The following is a 21,544-nucleotide window of genomic DNA, read 5'->3' as shown; positions in this document are numbered from 1 at the left end:
ATAGAAAGGTTTTTAATGTTGTTAGCCGATTTCAAGCATTCTTTGAATGGATGTTATTGCTCGGTTTGATATTTCTTCGGGAACTTTCACCTCATATTTTTCTTCCTGTAATGCTTTCAGCACCCCTTGTAGTTTTACCCTTTTCATCGAACCACAAATGGTTTTTGGATGAATAAGGATAAACTCTTTTTCAGGATTTGCTTTCTCCAATTGATGTAAAGTACCCAATTCGGTTGCAATGATAAACTGCTTTTTATTCGATTCTGCCGCATGCTTAATAATTCCTGCAGTAGAATAAAAGAACGCATTTGGCATATTTAAAATATCATCATCATTGGCACAATTACTTTCCGGATGAATTAATATATCTGCTTCAGGATATTGATTGGCCATATCAACAATCATATTGCTGTCGATTCTCTCATGAACGCAACAATCTCCATCCCATAAATCCATCTTAATTCCTGTTTTCTTTACGATGTATGCACCAAGATTTTTATCGGGAGTAAAGAAGATTTTCTTGTCTTTTCCTAAATGTTCAACCACCTGAATTGCATTTGATGAAGTACAGCAATAATCGGTTTCAGCCTTTACTTCAGCTGTAGTGTTCACATACGAAACTACCAATCCTTCAGGATTTTTAGCTTTCCATTCCTGAATGTCCTTACCAGTAATACTTTCTGCAAGTGAACATCCACACTTTTGTGCTGGAATTAGAACTTTCTTATTAGGAGATATTACAGATGCAGTTTCTGCCATAAAATGTACTCCACAAAATACAATAATATCTGCTGTGGTATTACCAGCTTCACGAGCTAAGCCCAATGAATCTCCAATGTAATCTGCTATGTCTTGTACTTCAGGATGTGTGTAATAATGAGCAAGAACAATTGCATTCTTAGCCTTTTTCAACTCCTCTATCTGTCTTATAATCTCTTTATTTTCCATTTTTAGGAAACCTCTTTCTTTAAACTATAGAATAATATTTTGACTGATATCTAGTGCAGTAACTGAATGTGTTAGTGCGCCAATTGATATAAAATCAACACCAGTTTCAGCAACTCCTTTTAATCTTTCCAAACTCATATTTCCAGAAGCTTCTGTTTTGGCTTTGCCAGCAATAATTTGTACAGCTTCTGTCATGTCTTCATTGCTCATATTGTCGAGCATGATAATGTCAGCACCAGCATTTAAAGCTTCTTTTACCTCTTCAATATTGGTAGTTTCTACTTCAACTTTAATATGATTTGGTATTGATTTTCTGATCTGTTCCACTGCAGGAGCAATTCCACCAGCAACTTTAATATGATTGTCTTTAATCATAACCAAGTCGTACAATCCAATTCTGTGATTGGTCCCACCACCTGTTTTTACAGAGTATTTATCTAAAGCTCTTAGACCAGGTACTGTTTTTCGAGTATCTAAAATCTGAACATTGGTGTGCTTTACTTCTGCAACATACTTTGCTGTTTCGCTGGCAATGCCCGACATTCTTTGCATCAAGTTTAGGGCTAACCTTTCACCGGTAAGTAATGCTCTAAAACTTCCTTCCATTTCAACAATTACATCCCCTTTTTTAATGGTATCACCATCTTTTACCAATGGTTTCCAAATTAAGTTAGGATCTAATTTTTTGAAAACTTTTTCAGCAATTGGTAATCCTGCGATTACACCATCTGCTTTTGCAGTCATACTTGCTTTAGCAGCAGAGTTTTCGGGTACCAAGTTGTTGGTTGTAATATCGCCATCGCCAATATCTTCACGAAAAGCGTGTTCGATGATATATTCTAATTCCTGAATATTCAATCCTGTTTCTTCCATTTGAATGAAATGATATTATTCTGATTTTATTTCTACGGGCACAAAAATAAGCTCTTTATTTAATTGTTGCACTGAGTGGGCAAGAAAGTCTTCATTTTCTGTATTAAAATCTTCACGATAATGACCTCCACGACTTTCTTTTCGAGCCAAAGCAGCACTTGTAATTAAAGCACATACGCTTAATAGGTTTTGCATACGCATACTGTAGTATTCATTGGTTTTAAAAGGGAACTTGGATTTTACTTCATCCAGTAAATCCAATACTTCTTGCAAATGTTGAGCTGTTCTTACGATCCCAACCTTTGTGTTCATGGCTTTGGCGATATCATTAACATGATTTAAAAATAAATCCGATAAATCATGGTCAACTGAAATACCTTCCTGACATGTGTTTAATGATGCTATACATGTATTTTTTTGAGCGTGTTGAATGGCTCGCTTACCAAACACCAAGCATTCCAAAAGCGAATTCGATGCCAATCGATTGGCTCCCATAACACCTGTTGATGCCAATTCACCACAGGCATAAAGATGATCAATATTTGTTTTTCCCTTATTGTCAGTTTTAATTCCACCAACTGTATAATGAGCTGCAGGTGCAATAGGAATTTGATTCAAGAAGTCAGCTCCAGATTCTTTGCATTTTGCATATATCGAAGGGAATCGATTCTTCAATTTTTCACCATCCAGGTGTTTTAAGCTTAGCGTTACATTTTTATCACCACACTTTTGCATTTCATTAAAAATGGAACGCGCAACAATATCTCGGGGAGCCAGTTCAGCCAATTCATGAATTTGGGTCATAAATCTTTCCCCTTTAGAGTTGATTAAATGAGCTCCTTCGCCTCGAACTGCTTCGCTGATTAAAAAAGTATAGCCTTCTTCAGAGTAAAACGAACTTGGATGGAACTGAATAAATTCCATGTCGGTAATTTCAGCACCTGCATTGTAAGCCAAAGCAATTCCATCTCCAACTGTAGTTTCCGGGTTGGTAGTTCGTTGGTATACTGCCGAAGCTCCTCCTAAAGTTAGTATGGTAGATTTTGCTTGAATGCAAAGATTCGAATTGTCATCTAAATTAAAACTTTTCGCTCCTAAGCATTTTTGTTCCTCAACCAGAAGTTCGTAAACCATTTGGTTTTCGAAAATTGTGATTGAGGAAGTGTTTAAAACTTTCTGGATAAGAAACCTTACCAATTCTTTTCCAGTTGAATCACCTCCTGCGTGCAATACTCTTCTTCTGTGATGTCCACCTTCTAAAGCCAGAGATAGTTCACCATTTTCTGTATCGAACTGCATTCCCAGATTAATCAAATCCTTAATTCGATCCGGACCTTCATTCACCAATATATCAACTGGGGTGTAATCACACAAACCTCTTCCGGCAGTAAGGGTATCCTCCAAATGCAAATGAGGATAATCCTCAGAATCGGTTACCGCAGCTATTCCTCCTTGAGCATAGTATGAATTGCTAACGTCTAATTTAGATTTGGTTACGATAGCAACAGAGCCATGTTTTGAGGCTTCGAATGCTGAATACAATCCTGCAAGTCCACTTCCGATTATTAAGAAATCGAATTGTTTGTGTAACATTTTTGAAAAATCTTGGTTCGTGCGAAAATAGCTATTTTCCAGCTATCAGTAATAAAATTGGAGAAAAAATACATCGGGAATATTAATTCAAACTGAATATCAGAAAAAAAGGTGACAGTATTGCCACCTTAATTTCAATTCTATGTGTATTCAATTTACTTCAATTCAGAAAGTAAACTGCGAACTTTAGCTACGGAGTCTACTTTATACCTGGCAGCAGTATGTTTTAAGCCTACTTTAATGGTAACCGATGATTCTGGCAGTTCTCTAAACATGTATTCATCTGTCCAGTCGTCGCCAATTGCCAAAACAAAATCAAAATTCTGGTTTTGCAGGAATTGCAGAGAAGCCATTCCCTTATTGATACCACCACTTTTCACCTCAATCACTTTGTTGCCTTCCAATATTTCAAGATTGTGATTGGCAATCATGGTAGTTAATTCATCTTTTAGTTCGTTGGCTCTCAATTCACCTTGTTCAGGTTCAGCTTTTCTAAAATGCCAAACTAGAGAATAATTTTTCTCCTCGATAAAAGAACCAGGAGTTCGATCCACAAAAGTTTCAAGAATAGGACGAATACTAGGTTTCCAGGTATCATTTGCATTGGCTAGCATTTTCCATTCTTTGCCATGTTTTTTAATCCACACTCCATGCTCAACAATCAAGTTGATTTTATGACCTTCCAACCATGACTCTAAACTTTCTCTGTCTCGTCCACTAATAACGGTAATTACATTTTTAGGATCTTCTTCCAGTTTATACAGAATGTTGTGCAGTTCTTTATCAGGTTTTGCATCGTTAGGGTTTTTCTTGAATCCAGTCAAGGTTCCATCATAATCAAGGAAAATGGATCTTTTCTTAGCATCAGCATATTCAGTTTTAATGCTCTCTAAAATGGAATCACTTACTTTTTTAGCATATATTGAACTTTGCAGTTTCTCAACTTTTCGTAGTGATTTGACAAATTCCGATGACCATTTGAAAACATCGTAACGCTTGATTCTGTCTTGCAAGTAAATCATTCTCTCACGTTGTTCATCCAACGGCATGGTTAAGGCCTGGTAAATACTTTGAGCAATTTCTCCCGTGTTGTTTGGGTTGATCATTAGCGCTTCTCCCATTTCTTTGGATACGCCCGCCATTTCACTCAAAATAATCACTCCGGTTCTGTTTGTTCTTGATGCCACATATTCCTTGGCTACCAAATTCATTCCATCTCTTACTGGAGTAACTAAGGCTACATCGCAGGAGCTATAAAGTTCAATAAGATTTTCGAATGGCATGGAACGATAAAAATACCAAACAGGAGTGTAGTTAATACTGCCAAATCTACCATTTACGTTCCCTACCAGTTCGTCAACCTCACGCTTTAGATTGATATAATGTTCTACCGTACCTCTTGAAGGAACAGCCAGCATGATTAAAGTAACTTTACCAATAAACTCAGGATACTCTTCCAAAAATTTAGCAAATGCCTGCAGTCGATTTGGAATTCCTTTTGAATAATCCAGTCTGTCGATTGACAAAATTAGCTTTCTGTTCGGAGAAACAAGGAAATATTTCTCTAACTCGCGGTGCAGTTTCGATTTTTCCTGCAGTGGCTTTTGAAAAGTTTGAATGGCAGCATCTCTAAATTTGTCATAGTCAATACCCATTGGGAAAGAATCCACAATTATGATTCTGTCTTCGATATGAATTTCATTAAAAGAGATCTCATAACCCATTAACCTGCGAACACAGCTAAAGAAGTGTCGCTGATAATCGAAGGTGTGAAATCCAATCAAATCAGCGCCAAGCATTCCCTGAATTAGTTCTTTTCGCCATGGCAGAATTCTGAATACTTCGAATGATGGGAAGGGGATATGCAGAAAAAAACCAACCGTTACGCCAGGCTTTTTCGATTTAATCATTTCTGGAACCAAAAGAAGTTGGTAATCATGAATCCATATGGTGTCTCCTTCTTCCAAAGTTTCAAGTGCCTTGTCAGCAAATTTCTGATTTACCTTCACAAATGCTTCCCAAAGCTTCGGATCATAATCGATGTGTTGAGCAAAGTAGTGGAAAAGTGGCCAAATGGTACGGTTACTGAAACCATCGTAGTACAAATCGATTTCTTCTTTTGACAGATGAACCGATACACAATCTTCTCCTTTCAATTTTTCATCGATGTTTGTTTTAAGTTCATCACTTAAATCATCATTTGGCAATCCGGGCCATCCAATCCATTTGCCATTGTATTCTTTGTAAACTGATCTCATACCTGTTGCCAGGCCACCAACGCTAGGTATCAGCTCAATATTGTCATTTTCTACGTTTATACTTACAGGAAGTCTGTTGGAGACAATGTGAATTCTATTCATAAAATGTGGTTTTTTATTTTGGTAGAAATGTTATTAATATTCGTGAAAAATCTCTATTTTCCGAATCATATCTAACGCAAACAATTAAAAATTAACTATTAATTAATATTGATCTTATTCCAGACAATATCAATGTTCTTTCCTTAAGCGTTTGATTGTTTGTGTGTTTTGTGTTGTTGTAGATCTGTCAAAACAAAAAGTGGCTTGGCGGATCATATTTTGTTAAGCTCTAAAATAGTGATTTTTTATGAAGAATTTAAATTATGGAGTAATAGGTAATTGTCGGAGTGCGGCTTTAATATCAGAAAAAGGATCGTTGGATTGGGTTTGTTTGCCTCAATTCGACTCTTCATCGGCATTTGCTAAGATTTTAGACCAGGAGATAGGAGGGAGTTTTGAGATTATTCCAGAAAATTTATTAGAAATAAAACAAGAATACCGATCTAAAACCAATATCCTAAAAACAAGATTTGAATGCGTGGATGGCGTTTTTGAGGTATTGGATTTTATGCCAAGGTTTCTTACCGATAATAAAGAATATTACGCACCGCCTGATGTGATTCGATTTTTTAGGTTGGTATATGGAAAGCCAACTTTTAGGCTTAAATATGATCCGAAACTGGACTATGCTAGAAATCAAACTGAAAATATTATTTCCGAAGAAGGATTTATAAAATCATTTACAACAAAAGGCAATTACGATTCTCTTTATTTGTATTCAAGTTTTGATAACAAAGCGATTCTAGATGGTGAAGTAATAAGTTTGGAGAAAAATGAATTTTGCCTGATCAGTTACAATCAGAAATTATTGGAGCAGGACATTGAACGGGTTTATTTAAAGCTACAAAGAACCAAGACTTACTGGCTAAACTGGAGCGAGAAGACCAAATTGTTGCCTGAATACAACGAACAAGTTACCCGAAGTGCCTTGGTGTTGAAATTGCTGAGTTATCAGAAAAGTGGGGCTGTATTGGCAGCTCTTACAACTTCGCTTCCGGAAACCATAGGAGAGGTGCGCAACTGGGATTACCGCTTTTGCTGGATCCGCGATGGCTCTATGGTGGTAAAGATTCTTACTCAATTGGGGCACTACAATGTTGCCAAGCGTTATTTGAAATTCATCATGGATATCTTACCTGAAAAGAATGAAAAGATTCAAATCATGTATGGAATTAATTGTGAAAAGAAGCTAACGGAATATGAATTGGAACACCTTTCGGGATATGAAAATTCGAAGCCAGTGCGAGTTGGGAATGCAGCATACAAGCAAAAGCAAAATGATATTTATGGCATTTTGCTGGATCTGATTCATCAGCAATTTGAAACTTTTGAGAATTCCTTGGAACATAGTGAGGAACTTTGGACCATTGTTAGAAGTATAGTTAAAGTTGTTGAAGCAAACTGGAAAAAACCAGACAGAGGAATTTGGGAAATCCGAGGAAGAAGTTTGCATTTCACCTTTAGCAAAGTAATGTGCTGGGTGGCTTTCGATCGTGCGGTTAAAATTGCCAGCTTGCTCAAGCGCGATTATTATGTGGGAAAATGGAAGGTGCTAAGACATTCGGTTAAGGATGATATTTTGAAGAAAGCTTGGAGCAGAGAGAAAAAAGCGTTCACTCAATATTACGGATCGGAAGATATGGATGCATCGGTTTTGTTAATGGAAACTTACGGGTTTATCGATGCGAAGGATCCTAAATTTAAATCAACGGTTCTTACCATTCAAAAAGAATTGGAGCACGATGGTTTAATGTATCGTTACAAGAACCAGGATGATTTCGGTACGCCAAAATCTGCCTTTACCATTTGTTCGTTTTGGATGATTAATAGTTTGTTCAAAATTGGAAAGAAAAAAGAGGCAAGGGAAAAATTCGAGAAGCTCCTGACTTATTCGAATCATTTGGGATTGTTCGCTGAAGATATCGATTTTGCGACCAAGCGCATGTTAGGGAACTTTCCACAGGCCTATTCGCATTTGGCCATTGTAGAAACGGCCCTCAACTTTTCAAATGTTAATATTGATGATGAGGATAATTTACTCGATCAGTTAACGAGTTAAATGATATCGAACCTATTGAATAAACAGCATCAGGTAAAGGCAATTACTTGATGCTGTTTTGTTTTAAAATATTTAGCTCTTTAACAATGTAATTACCTCTTTTAAAGTTTTATTTTCATTTTCGAGCAACTCAATTGTCTTTTTTAGTTGACTTACTTCTTCCTTTACATCCTGATGTTCGATGTCTTTGGCTTTTGCCTGTTCTCCATGAATTTCCTTTTCTAAACGATCAGCAATCTCCTGAAAGATATTCCATTTTAAGGCTTTACAAATGCTCCACAAGCGATCTACCTGCATGGTGTTACGATGTAGCTGTTGATGTAGCGATATAGAACTAATATGAAGGTCTCTGGCCAGGAAGCTAACCGGGAGACGTTTGTCCGAAAGATATTTTCGGATCTTCTTTTGAATATCAATAGGTACTCTGGCCTTAAATTTGGACATTTTGTCTACTATTTAAATGATACAATAGCCTGTTTCCATAAAGATAAAGGATGTATTTAGTAAAATCAATATCAAAACAATGTAAAATAATTAAATATTACTTCATATGTGTTTAAAATTGAATATAGAATATGTAAAAAGCTAAGTAAATTATGGAAAGAAACAGTGTGAGATTTAAAATAACTATAGTATATATGAAAAATTTAAATAACTCTATGAAAAATATCAATTCAAATGTGAAAAATCCAATATATAATTAGAAAATAACTTAGTAAAATATGAAAAATACCTACTAGATTATGAAATTTCATTTAGGAAATACCAAGCATAGCTATAATGAAGAGCTTACGAACTTAATCATTGAAGATTTCCACTTCAAATTAGAGCAAAGGGTGACGAATTTCATGTGGAGTTCATCTTTTATTATTAACGCGAGTTTGATTTTAAGTACTGCTCTGTAAGTTTCTGCAAAATAAGTATGTATGCTTATGAAAAATAAAAGCTATTGGCCTTTGATAGTTCGTAAATTGCTGAGATTACCTTTTTTAAGCCAATAGTTAACAGCTTTTTCCTTAAACTTTGAACCCATAACAATATAGATTGTCAGAGATTTAATGAATCTCTCTTTCGTCGAACACGGGTAAATAAAAAGAGCTTGCCGAATGTCAACAAGCTCTTCTATTACGATATGATTAGCTATGGTTTATTTTACCAGAAGTTTTCCTTTATAAATCTGTTCTCCTTGCAATTTAATGATATGAACCCCTGGTTTCAATTGCTCACGATTAATGGTTACATTGTTTCCTGTTATATTTTCGATTATGCGTACTACTTTGCCACTGGCATCAACCACAATTAATCGGTACTTCTGGTTGCTTTGATTTGGAAATTCCAACTTGCTTTGATCCACCATAGGGTTAGGATAGATTCGTAAATCTTCAATCGCATTGTTTGCAATGTCGTCATCAATACCAACAGGCTGACCTCCTACATTTATGGCAGTTGTAATGGTTTGTGTGTCTTCTCCAGCGGCATTGGCAACCGTAAGACTAACGCTATAGGTTCCTTCCTGATTATAGCTGATGTCTGTTGGATTTTTCTCTGTGGAATTTGCTGGAGTTCCTCCTTCAAAATTCCAATTCCAACTGTTGATTCCATCACCAATTGATCGGCTAATAAAATTGGTGCTTTCACCTGCTTGGAGTTGGCTGTTTTCAATTCCGATGAGAGCTTGTGGGGCAGAACCGCTAAAATCAATGTTGCCGGTAAACGCGCCATTGCCATGTGTTCCTATGGCAACAAAACCATCGCGTCGACTTTTAACCATTGCTGATATTGTTGTTCCAATTAAATTATTGGCTTCTTGCGCCCAAATTGTTGAGTTCGCATTTAAGTTATCAGTTTTGTAAAGACCGGTACTTGTTCCTGCAAAATAAAGGCTTGCGGTAGGTGTTGGCATAATGGATACCGAACGAACCGAAGGACCATCACCATCAGGATTTCCATTTTCTTCCAGATTTCCACTAATTGCTGTCCAACTATCTCCTTTATCGGTAGAATGATAGATGCTTTCTATTTTGTAATTGGAGAATGCCACCATTACTTCATCAGCGTTTAAAGGATTTACCGCTATGGATATCACATTGCCCTCAGGCATATTGGAATCTGTAATATCTACTCTTTCTGCCTCGCTTGAATTGGCTTTGTCAATTCTGTATACTTTTCCATTACTAGTTCCATAGTACAGCGTATTTGCAGGGTAGGTAGAAGTGGTAAGTGCACTAACTGTTCCAGTAACCTCCGAAATATCTAATTTCTCCCAATTTACTGTCGCTTTATCGTTGCTTAGTTTTGGAATTTCGAAGATGTTAAGATTTCTCCAAATAAATTGGCCTGCGGCGTAATACATTAGTTTGTGATTGTTGGCATCAATTACAAATGGATTAATGAATAATTGTCCTTCTGCACCTTCAGGATCCACTCTTGTAAAGTAATAATTGTCTTCATCATATACATTGTCTTCTAGGTATGTTGTTCCATTTTGCGATGAGGAGATAATTGTATTGCCATTGTTGTTTATGCTACAGAAACTGCCATCTCCCGATCCCCACCTTATCCAATCGGTTGTTACATTTGCATTATCTGCAATCCATGTTCCATTGTCTTGAAATCCTGATATGAGGGTGGTTCTGTCCACATTGTCATGATCAATTGCAATGGTGTATGATTGTGTGGTTAAGTATCCATTGTTTAGCAATTCCCAGTCTACAGGTTTATTGTTTTCTGGTGTGTTTTCATTGTCATCTTCAATTCCAGAATCATTGGTCTGCATAAAGTTATTGGTAATGCTAATACCTCCATCATGACCACATAGAAGGGTATTGTCATCAATAAAAGCTAATGCATGTAAATCAGCATGATGATTGTCGTATTGACTCACATCATTTTCTGTGGAATATCCACCAATCCAATAAGTGTTTGAATTATTTGTAATGCCATCGCTAACAGGAGAAGCCTTTGTGGCAAAAGCATCGTCGGAACGAAACAGGTTAGTTCCACCAATAAATACAACATTCTCGTTGGTTGGCGATACCGCAATCACCATATTATATGAGTTTTGTGAGCTGTAACCATTTACGTCGCGATCACCTTCACCTCTGTCAGGTAAATTTTGAGAACGATCGACCCAATTTGCAGGGCTTGGTTCACTAGAATCATAAGTCAATTTCCAAAAACTATGATCTTGAAATCCATCTCCGCTTGTTCGTGCTAGTATGTATACAATATCCTTGCTTGTATTGCTTGGAGCGTGAGCCAATACAATTCTATCATAGGACGAAGGAAATCCTTCTGGGTTTATATTCTCCCAAGTAGTAGCTCCACTATCTTTTCGCCAGATACCTCCATTTTTATCTCCTCCTGAACTAATACTGGCATATTTTGTTCCATCAGAAGTGCAAATTACATCGGTGTAAGCCGCATAATTTGGATCGGTAGAATTAAAAGATTCTATTTCGCGAGTCCATGTGGTTCCTTGATTCTTTGAAATATAAATTGCACCATAAGTAGCAGCATAAACATCTCCATTGTTTGGATCTACGCATATATTCCAGCAGATGTCGAAAAAACGATCGAAGGAGGCAAAAGTATTTTCGGCAGTACTAGGTAAAAGATCCCAGGTATCGCCATTATTTGTAGACTTAAATATTCCGTTTCCAGCGTAGAATGCTCCATCTTCGCTTGCGCTCCCCAAGTATTCTCCCGTAGTATAGTACCAAATGTTTTGTGAACCAGTTCTTGGATCTTGAGCAATGGCTGTAACGCTTGGGTGTTCGTCCAAGTCTGTTGTTCTGGTCCAGGAAACACCTCTGTTAGTTGATTTCCACATTCCTCCGGTAACTCCGCCTGCCAATATTGTATTACCAGATGGGTTGCTATTGTCAACTGCCAAAGCTCTTGTTCTACCTCCAACATTGCGTGGGCCACTTATTTGATAACTCACTTCATCAGCTTTTAAATTGCTTTGTAATTTTGATTTTGCAGAAAGAACATATTTTTTTTCCAGTAGTTTAATGTTGTTGGGAATTTTACCCGTAATTGGATTCTTAAGCTGATTGAATTCAAACTCTTGTCTTCTTATGGGGTCATCAGCAAAATTGTATTTCCCCGCTCTGCGATCAGCAATTTTAGAAAGCTTGCTTTTGTTTACATTTCTGTTTGTAATATTTTGGAATGTTTCCTCGGTAATGACAATGTTTTGTACTTTTTCTTCCTTCTTCTTTTTTTTGTTTTCTGCAAATACAGTACAACTGAGTATAGAGATCGCTATAATAATTAACAAATTCTTCATTGTATACAGTGTTTGTTCAGCACTCAAACAATTAGGTGCAGTTCAATTTTTTAATTTTAGTATTACCCAGCAAAAGAGATTGTTTGCATTAGTGTGAGAGGAGAATAAAATTGTCTTTATTACAAGAATTCTATTTGAGTTCAATAAGTTTTAAGAATGATTTGTTGTTCATGCCAGTAACTTGTGAAATGACACATGAAATGGTTTGGTGATTTCTAATTTCTTTTAAGTGTTTATCTGATACTTTTAACTCAATTTCTTGATTTACATGAAAAGAAGTTGAGAATCCAGCACCATATCCATGAATTTTTAAAACTTTAGCTTTTATGGAACTGCTATCAATAAATAATTCAACATCAGTAACTGATAAGTAACAAGTAGCTGGTGCAATTTGTTGATGAGTTTTGTCTTTTTTTTCCGGGTTGGATTTAGGAGAGGTTTTTTCTGAATTCGCAATAGGTTTAGAAGTATTGCATCCAGAAAGAAAGATTATAAATAAAAAAATATAATATACGTTCTTCATAACTGATTTATTTGACTGATTCGATATAAGTTACAAAAAAGATTGCATTTTTTGGATAGATATTCTTAAATGTTGATTAACATAGATTTTAGATGAGAAGAACATGATATATTAATTCGATTATATACAAGGAAGAGATGGTTTTAATGTCCAAATAAAAGAGTGATAGAAATGGATAAAATTTATTTCGCGTATATATTGTTTTATGAAAATTTTATATATCCTTTAATGTTATTATATTTATTTCCCCTAAAAAAACATGATTATTAGTAACGACATAATGTCAAAGTTTAGTTGAATTAAAATCTTATCTAAAATACACCTATGAGAACTCTAATTTTAAATATAATATTGGTAATGCTATTCTCCGGTTGTGCAACGAAGAATCAATCAAGTAAAAAAATGACAAAAAATCAACAATCAACTTATCAGCAGGTTGCTAAAGAGAAATATGGGGAAGAGGTAGAGTTTAAATTTAATCTTGACAAAAAATATGTGATTTGCGAAAAGATGAATTCAAAATTACAACCTAATCCAAATCAGCTAAAAGAGTTTTTTGTATATGATATTACCAAAGGAGCTATTATTTATGAAGATAAGATTGCCAATGCGAAGGTTGAGTGGCATAATGAAAAACAACTTTTAATAACCAAACAGAGAGGATATATAACAAATCCTGAGGATACAGGGAAATGGGCCTATGTGTTTGATTTGATAACAAAGAAAAAAATAACTGACATAAGAGAAAAGAATTAACTAATTAAATTAATAACCAAATCACTAACTAACTTTAAAAGTTTATGAAGAAATTTTATTATCTACTTGCGGGTGGACTAATTGTTTTATCGATACTTGCGGTAACGAAGTACATTAGGCAGGATAAAAAACAATTCTCGAGTAATGATTTTACGCCTGAAGAGTTCTGGCAAAATCAGTTTCAGAAAAAAAAGGCAAAAAGAAAAGTAGGCTATAGTAAGGCGGACAAACCTGATATGTATAGCAAGTACTTTAAGGCTATTACAACTCGAATGGGAGAGGAAGAGTCTGGCTATGAAATGAATTACAAAACAAAAGAACTTCAGAAAGCTCGTAAATTTCGATTGAAAGTTAAGAGTTCAGAAACTAAATTGAACTTTATATCGAGAGGGCCAGCCAATGTTGGAGGACGTACACGTGCCATAATCGTTGATCCTGATGACTCAAATAAGAATACTTGGTTTGCAGGAAGTGCAACGGGAGGTATCTGGAAGACTACTGATGGAGCAGAAAACTGGACTAACTTATCGAATGATTTGACGAATTTGTCAGTGAATGCATTAGTAATGGCTAAGTCAAATCATAATATTATATACGCTGGTACGGGCGAGAGTTTTCCTGGAAGTGCTCAGAATTTGGGAAATGGGATTTGGAAATCAGAAGATAGAGGTGAAAGTTGGAGTCAATTGGCAAGTACTGCAACAGATGAGAAATTTGGATACATTAACCGTCTATTTGTGAGCCCAATTGATGCAAACATTGTTATTGCAGCAACAGAAATGGGAATTTTTAAATCGGTTGATGGTGGTACTACTTGGAATCAGGTTTATGAGAGTGCCGGTGGAGTTGAGGATTTATCTGCATTTCCAGAAGCAAGAGATACAATTTTTGCAGGAGAAAATGGAAAAGGAGTTTTGCGTACGATTGATGGAGGTGATAGTTGGAAAGTATTTTCAAAAGGGCTTTCTGCAGGCACTCGTTACGAAGTAGCAGTTTCTCCTGTTGATAGAAATTTTGTTTATACAAGTGTAAATATCTCAAGTAAAGAATCACATGTATTCTTATCTAAAGATAATGCAAACAATTGGTCAAAGTATAACGATGATCAAAACTTCCTTGGAGGACAAGGAGGATATGACAATACCATAGCGGCTCATCCATTTATTGATAGTGTAGTATTTGTAGCTGGTGTTGATATGTGGCAGCTTGCTTTTAACAAGACACCATCGGAATTAAATCCTGCAGTTAAATCTGCTTATACCGAAAATACAGACTTTCTATCATTTGTAAATTTCGGAGGAAGTCATTTGGACGGCGGTTTAAAAACGGATATAGGATCTAATGTATTATCAACAGATTGGACCTCGGTAGAGGTTAGATTTGGTCCTGGATTAAGCCAGAAAGCGCATCGCTTTACTGTTCCTGATAAGAAAACTTCTGGGGTGAATGATGCAGAATATACTTATGTAGATTATGTAGACGTTCCTTTTGAGGTATGGGATGTTACTAATAATAAGCAATTGATGGTTTCTTTCCGAGATCAAGAGAAAGATGGAAAGTTTAATCTATATACTCGAAATGGGGAAAGTGACGCATATGGTGATTTAGGTAGAGAATATCTATATATTAATGCAATTGAATACAATGCAAATGAAGCTGATGCCAGCGTTGCAGTAAATGGAGGTCATATACAAAAGGCTCTTTATATGATTTGGCCTGAGCTAAAATCTGGTGCAACCTGGGATGATGCAAACCTTCCTAATTCGAAAATTATTATTGAGTATGGCGGTGTAGAAGTGTTCGATGGTAAGAAAACCAGTGTTGCTGATGCTTATGGCAATTATGGAGGTTCAAATGGTTATGATCAAGGTGCTGGGTTCGGAGATACAAAAATTCCAGGTTTACATCCAGACCACCATAATATTACTATAATTCCGATGGATGGAGAGAACTTCCGTATCGTAAATGGTAATGATGGAGGTATTGGGGTATCAGAAGATAATGGAAAAACATTTACACAAAAGCCTAATAATTATATAACCACTCAATTTTATGGTGTTGCTAAAAATCCTAATGCTAATGAGTATATAGGAGGAATGCAAGACAATGGAACTTGGCAATCTGCGGTTGGAGAAGATGCTTCTTCAACTACTAAATACTTTTTCCGTTTGGGTGGAGATGGTTTTGAATGTTTATGGCATAGTGAAGATCCAAATAAATTGCTTGGTAGTATATATTATAATGCAATTTATAAGTCATTAAATGGAGGTAAAAATTGGTCTTCGGTAGCAGGAATAACCGAAGAAGATGGTCCTTTTTTAACCAAACTATCAGCTTCTAAAGGAAATCCTGACGTTGTTTTTGCAGTAGCTAAAGATGGAGTTTATAAATCAAATGACTTTGGTGCGAATTGGACTCTCAAGAATATTGATGCTGCATGGAAAGGAGTAACCAGTCAGCACAATGTAGAGGTATCCATGGCTGATCCAAAAATTGTTTGGGGTGGTGCAGCTATGACTCAAAGTGGTAGTTATAAAATTTTTGTTTCTCAAGATGAGGGAGAAACTTTTAAAGGGGTAAATGCCTATTCAGAGAGAGATATGGTAACCTATATAAGTGGTCTTTCTACACATCCAAGTGACCCCAATACAGCTTATTTAATGTACTCTTTAAGTAAGGCTCCAAAAATACTTAGGACAAAGGATCTAGGTCAAACTTGGGAAGATATTACAGGTTTTGGTGCATCAGGTACTGTAAGTGCAAATGGATTTCCTGATGTAGTAACTCATTGTATGTTGGTAATGCCGCATGATACAAAAACTTTGTGGGCAGGAACTGAAATTGGAGTTTTTGAGTCAAATGACGATGGTGTTTCATGGCATATGCTAGAAGGGAATTTACCACCGGTTTCAATTTACGATATGCAGGTGGTAGGAAATCAAGTTGTTCTTGCGACTCATGGTAGAGGTGTTTGGAGTGTAGATATTCCTGAAATTGATAGAATTCCGGTAATTACTGAAATGGTAGAGGTTAAAGATAAAGTTGTTAATCTTAACATGAATGTAAAAGTTGACTATCAAAAGATTGAAATCTATATTAATGATAACTTAGATCAAACAATTGAGACTCCAGAAAAGGGAGAGCAGTCATATTCTGTTACTGTTAGTGAGTCAGGAGTGTATAGTGCTTATGTTATAGGTTATATATCAGACGAACCATTTAAATCAAGTGAAAAAGAATTTGAAATAAAGGATAAATTACCTGAAGTAACATCCTTGGATTTTGATGGAGATAACAATTTAGATTTAAGGGTTGAAACTCCTGTAAATTACGATAAGCTTGAAGTTTATGTGAATGATGATCTATATAAAACAGTTATTAATTCATCACGTGGTACTCTTTATTACAATATTAATGCTGAAGAGTCGGGGCTTTACACTGTTTATGTAATAGGATATTTATTTGATACTCCTTTTAAATCTAATTCGCAGGAAGTGGATATTATTGCTACAGGAATTGACGATGTTCTTGAAGAAGCCACTAAGGAGTTTAAAATGTATCCTAATCCTTGTAGAGGTGAGTTTAAACTTGCATTAGGAAATGCAGCTAAAGATTTTGCAATTGAAATCTTCGATCTAAGTGGTAAGAAAGTGTTTTCGAAGCAAGATACTAATGCTGGAGAAAATACGATTAGAATTCAATCTTTAGAAGCTGGTTTGTATATAGTAAGAGTAAAAGCTGGAGATGAATTTTATTCAGGAAAGATTCAAGTAGTTCGATAGTGTTTTAAAGATAACTTACAATAAATTTAGCCTCAGGTAATATTCACCTGAGGCTTTTTTTTGTATTGAGTTTTGAAGATATATGAAGGATTTCATTGTACATGTTTTATTGATTGAATAAAAAAAGCCCCTGCAATTGCAGAGGCTTTATAATTATATCTTAGATAAGATTATTTGTTTTCAATAATCCAGTTCTTAGCATTTACAAATGCTTCAACCCAAGGAGTCAATTCATCTTCCATGCGGTTTTCATTATAGTATGCCCAGTTCCAAGGATAAGTAGCACGCTCTAAGTGAGGCATCATCGCCAAATGACGACCATCTTTTGAAGAAATTGCTGCTGTAGCAAATGGTGAACCATTTGGATTCGCAGGATACTGATCGTATGCATACTTCATTGGAATATTGTATTCTTCTTCTGCATATGGTAGTTCGAACTTACCTTCACCATGAGCAATCCAAATCCCCATTCTACTTCCTTCTAAGCTTGATAGCATTACAGAATTATTTTCAGGAACTTCTACACTTACGAAGCCAGATTCGAATTTGTGTGACTCATTGTGGATTAACTTAGGATGTTTTTCGTGTTCTGGGTAGATCAATTCAAGTTCAGAAATTAGCTGACAACCGTTACATACACCTAAACTTAAAGTATCAGGTCTGCTGTAGAAGTTATCCAAAGCAGCTTTTGCTTTCTCATTGTAAAGGAATGCTCCGGCCCAACCTTTTGCCGATCCAAGAACATCTGAGTTAGAGAAACCACCAACAAATACAATCATGTTTACATCGCTTAAATCTTCACGACCAGCAATCAAGTCTGTCATGTGAACATCTTTCACATCCATACCTGCAAGGTGCATGATCCAGGCCATCTCTCTATCGCCATTCACACCCTTTTCACGGATGATAGCAGCTTTAACGCCTGATTTGTCTTTTCTCTTCGGATCGATACCATATTGAGCGAATTTTCCTATGAAGTTCTCTGGGAACTTGTAAGTCAACTCGTTTTTCTTGTAGCTTTCGAATCTTTCCAAGGCAAGATCTTTACCTGACTGGTTTCGATCCAATAGGTAAGAAGTCTTGTACCAAAGGTCACGAAGGCTTGTAATATCTAAGTTGAATGATTGCTCATCTTTAGTAAGCTTAAGAGTTCCAGCCTCTGCAGGAGAACCAATGAAGTGGAAACGAAGGCCTGAATCAGCAAGAATTTTGCTAACAGCATCCTTGTCTTTTACCTGGAAGATAACACCTGGATTCTCACTGAAAAGTACTTTAATTAAGTCTTGCTCTTCAATTGAGTTTAAGTCGATGTTTGCACCTAGCTTGTTATCAGCAAAACACATTTCTAATAGAGCAGTAATCATACCACCGGCAGAAATATCGTGACCAGCCAATACTTTTCCATCAAGTATCAATTGTTGTAAAGTCTCGAATGCTTTCACGAAGTAGTCAGCATCAGTAACATCAGGAGTTTGCTTACCTAGTTTGTTAACGATTTGAGCAAAACTACTGCCACCCAATTGGAAATTATCTTTAGAGAAATCAAGATATACCAAGTGAGAGTTTGCATCATTTTTCATTACCGGGGAAATCATCTTTTTGATATCGATAATCTCACCTACAGTTGAAATGATAACGGTTCCTGGAGAGTAAACAACATCATCTTGTCCATATTTTTGAGTCATGGAAAGTGAGTCTTTACCAGTTGGAATATTGATTCCCAATTTGATTGCAAAATCACTGATCGATTGAACTGCATTGTACAAACGAGCATCTTCGCCTTCGTTTTTACATGGCCACATCCAGTTCGCAGAAAGCGAAATTCCTTTCAATCCTTTTTCGATTGGCGCCCATACCATATTGGTTAATGATTCTGCAACCGACAAACGGCTACCATTTTTAGAATCAACCAAAGCAGCTACAGGAGTGTGTCCAATAGAAGTTGCAATCCCTTTTTCGCCCTGGAAATCGATGGCAACAGCACCGAGGTTATTCAATGGCAATTGTAGAGGGCCAGCACATTGCTGCATTGCAATTTTACCTGTTACCGAACGGTCAACTTTGTTTGTCAACCAATCCTTACAGGCTACAGCCTCTAACTGAAGAACATCTTCTAAATATTCTTCGAACTTATTAATATCATATGAAACAGCTTCGAATCCTTCGTTTACTGTCTTGTCGTTCATGATTGTTTTTGGTGGTTTACCAAACATTTCAGAAAGACCAAGATCAATAGGATTTTCACCTGTCTTTTTATCTTCAAAAGTAAATCTCATATCACCAGTTGTTTCACCAATCTGATAGATAGGAGCTCTTTCTCTTTCGGCAATCTTAGTCAAAAGCTCAACGTCTTTTTCCTTCATTACCAATCCCATTCTCTCCTGAGATTCGTTACCTACAATTTCTTTAGCAGATAGGGTAGGATCTCCAACTGGAAGCGCATTCAAATCAATCTTACCTCCGGTTTCCTCAACCAACTCAGAAAGACAGTTCAAGTGTCCACCTGCACCGTGGTCGTGGATAGAAATGATTGGATTCTCATCAGCTTCAGCCATTGCACGAATTGCATTACATACACGCTTCTGCATTTCAGGGTTTGAACGCTGAACAGCATTCAGCTCAATAGAGTTGTCGAACTCACCGGTAGCAACCGAAGAAACGGCTCCACCACCCATTCCAATGCGGTAGTTATCACCACCAAGAAGAACCACTTTATCTCCTTTTTCAGGAACATCTTTCTGTGCTTGTTCCAGACGGCCATAACCAATACCACCAGCCTGCATAATTACCTTGTCGTAACCATACTTTTTATTGTTCTCAAAATGTTCGAAAGTAAGAACAGAACCTACAATTAAAGGCTGACCGAATTTGTTACCAAAATCAGAAGCACCATTTGATGCCTTAATTAAGATTTCTTCAGGGGTTTGGTACAACCATTCTCTTGCTTCAGTAGCGCTTTCCCATTTGCGGGAAGCTTCCAATCTTGGGTATGAAGTCATGTAAACAGCAGTTCCAGCCATTGGAATTGATGCTTTACCACCTGCAATTCTATCACGAATTTCACCACCTGTACCTGTTGCAGCACCATTGAATGGCTCTACTGTTGTTGGGAAGTTGTGAGTTTCTGCTTTAAGCGAGATTACAGTTTCAATATCCTTTGTATAGAAAAAATCTGCTTTGTCGTGTGAGTAAGGAGCAAATTGCTCAGCTTTTGGTCCACCAAGGAAAGCACAATTGTCTTTATATGCAGATACAATTCTATTGTGGTTTTCTTTTGATGTCTTTTTTATTAATTGGAATAAAGAAGATTCTTTTTCTTCTCCATCTATAATAAAGGTACCATTAAAGATTTTATGTCGACAGTGTTCTGAGTTTACTTGAGAAAAACCAAATACCTCAGAATCTGTTAATTTTCTTCCAATTTTTTCTGAAACATCATTCAAATAAGAGATTTCATCAGCACTTAAGGCTAACCCTTCTTGCTGATTGTATTCTTCAATATTATCAATGTAAACAATTGGATCTGGTTGCTTGTCAATTGTGTAAACTTCCTGATCTAGGCCTTTGTACATCGACTGAAGCATAGGGTCAAAATCAGCTTTGTCGGAATCAACAAGAATGTATTGCTCTATTCTTAGCAAACCATCAATTCCCATGTTTTGAGTGATTTCCACAGCGTTTGTACTCCAAGGAGTAATCATTTCTTTTCTTGGACCCACAAAAATTCCATCAAGTGTATCTTGATCTAATTTTTCTGCATTACCAAACAGCCACGATAGCTTGTTAAGATCTAATCCATTCAATTGGTTTGTTGCCTGAACAACAAAGTGTACTTCGTCTTTTTTGAAGAATAAAATCATCTTAAAGTCAACTTATAAATTTATAAAATTGGTTGAATGTTGTTTCAAAGTGCAAATATAAATAAAAGACTTGCATTATCGCTTTTATTTATATGCTGATTTAAATGAATAATCAAGAATAATTTTTCGATAGGAATGCAAATAAATATTATAGGTGTTCTCGCATAATAAATTGTCAATATAGAAGCGGAGTTTTAGCTCTTTTATATGCTGCAGAGATATGTTTTGTAATAGTAAAATTTTTGTCATTTAATTTGAAAAAAACATCTTCCTTTGGAGTGCAATTCAAAATGACGATTTAATTCTGCAAAGGTTTTCGAAAAAAATATATGAAATCGTTACCGTAATACTCGAATTAAAATGTTATTTTATTGAAATTCAATAAGTAAATAGCTTTTTGGCCGTAAATCAAGAATATGTTGAAGAACAACTTTAATAATGTTCAAGATCATTGACCAAAATTTTTTGATTAGATATTTTTGTCCAAAATAAATTT

11 protein-coding genes are annotated in these 21,544 nt (G+C 36.0%); 3 read left to right on the top strand and 8 right to left on the bottom strand.

Annotation, left to right across the window (positions count from 1 at the left end):
- Positions 1–21: 21 nt before the first annotated feature.
- From nadA to DF185_RS16890, 4 genes are all read right to left on the bottom strand, one after another.
- On the bottom strand, positions 22–948 hold the full coding sequence (nadA, locus tag DF185_RS16905; protein ID WP_110361941.1) for a quinolinate synthase NadA: 927 nt from the start codon (positions 946–948) through the stop codon (positions 22–24).
- Between the two features lie 24 nt (positions 949–972).
- Complete coding sequence (gene nadC, locus DF185_RS16900; protein WP_110361940.1) at positions 973–1,821, bottom strand: carboxylating nicotinate-nucleotide diphosphorylase; 849 nt, start codon at positions 1,819–1,821, stop codon at positions 973–975.
- 15 nt (positions 1,822–1,836) lie between these two features.
- Positions 1,837–3,414, bottom strand: coding sequence for an L-aspartate oxidase (gene nadB, locus DF185_RS16895; RefSeq protein ID WP_110361939.1), 1,578 nt, complete (start codon positions 3,412–3,414; stop codon positions 1,837–1,839).
- A gap of 155 nt (positions 3,415–3,569) precedes the next feature.
- Entirely contained in the window at positions 3,570–5,774 is a 2,205-nt protein-coding gene (locus tag DF185_RS16890; protein WP_110361938.1) for a bifunctional alpha,alpha-trehalose-phosphate synthase (UDP-forming)/trehalose-phosphatase, read from the bottom strand.
- 247 nt (positions 5,775–6,021) lie between these two features.
- Between DF185_RS16890 and DF185_RS16885 the strand changes: the two genes are divergently transcribed.
- Positions 6,022–7,833 carry a glycoside hydrolase family 15 protein gene (locus DF185_RS16885; RefSeq protein WP_110361937.1) on the top strand — a complete coding sequence of 604 codons (1,812 nt, stop codon included), beginning with the start codon at positions 6,022–6,024 and terminating at the stop codon, positions 7,831–7,833.
- Positions 7,834–7,905: 72 nt separating this feature from the next.
- On the opposite strand, the gene DF185_RS16880 is transcribed toward DF185_RS16885, so the two are convergent.
- From DF185_RS16880 to DF185_RS16870, 3 genes are all read right to left on the bottom strand, one after another.
- Positions 7,906–8,277, bottom strand: coding sequence for a helix-turn-helix domain-containing protein (locus DF185_RS16880; RefSeq protein ID WP_110361936.1), 372 nt, complete (start codon positions 8,275–8,277; stop codon positions 7,906–7,908).
- A 703-nt stretch (positions 8,278–8,980) separates the two neighbouring features.
- On the bottom strand, positions 8,981–12,127 hold the full coding sequence (locus tag DF185_RS16875; RefSeq protein WP_110361935.1) for a PKD domain-containing protein: 3,147 nt from the start codon (positions 12,125–12,127) through the stop codon (positions 8,981–8,983).
- A gap of 130 nt (positions 12,128–12,257) precedes the next feature.
- Entirely contained in the window at positions 12,258–12,650 is a 393-nt protein-coding gene (locus DF185_RS16870; RefSeq protein WP_110361934.1) for a hypothetical protein, read from the bottom strand.
- Between the two features lie 324 nt (positions 12,651–12,974).
- Between DF185_RS16870 and DF185_RS16865 the strand changes: the two genes are divergently transcribed.
- Positions 12,975–13,406, top strand: a complete 432-nt coding sequence (locus tag DF185_RS16865) for a hypothetical protein (protein WP_110361933.1) — start codon at positions 12,975–12,977, stop codon at positions 13,404–13,406.
- 44 nt (positions 13,407–13,450) lie between these two features.
- Positions 13,451–17,188, top strand: coding sequence for a T9SS type A sorting domain-containing protein (locus DF185_RS16860; RefSeq protein WP_110361932.1), 3,738 nt, complete (start codon positions 13,451–13,453; stop codon positions 17,186–17,188).
- Positions 17,189–17,358: 170 nt separating this feature from the next.
- Here the strand turns inward: DF185_RS16860 and purL are convergent, their stop codons facing one another.
- Positions 17,359–21,048 carry a phosphoribosylformylglycinamidine synthase gene (gene purL, locus DF185_RS16855; protein WP_110361931.1) on the bottom strand — a complete coding sequence of 1,230 codons (3,690 nt, stop codon included), beginning with the start codon at positions 21,046–21,048 and terminating at the stop codon, positions 17,359–17,361.
- Positions 21,049–21,544 lie beyond the last annotated feature (496 nt).

It is taken from the genome of Marinifilum breve (genome assembly GCF_003202155.1).
GTDB lineage: Bacteria > Bacteroidota > Bacteroidia > Bacteroidales > Marinifilaceae > Marinifilum > Marinifilum breve.
The sequence above is the reverse complement of the archived record's forward strand: the minus strand, read 5'-3'. Positions and strand labels throughout refer to the sequence as shown.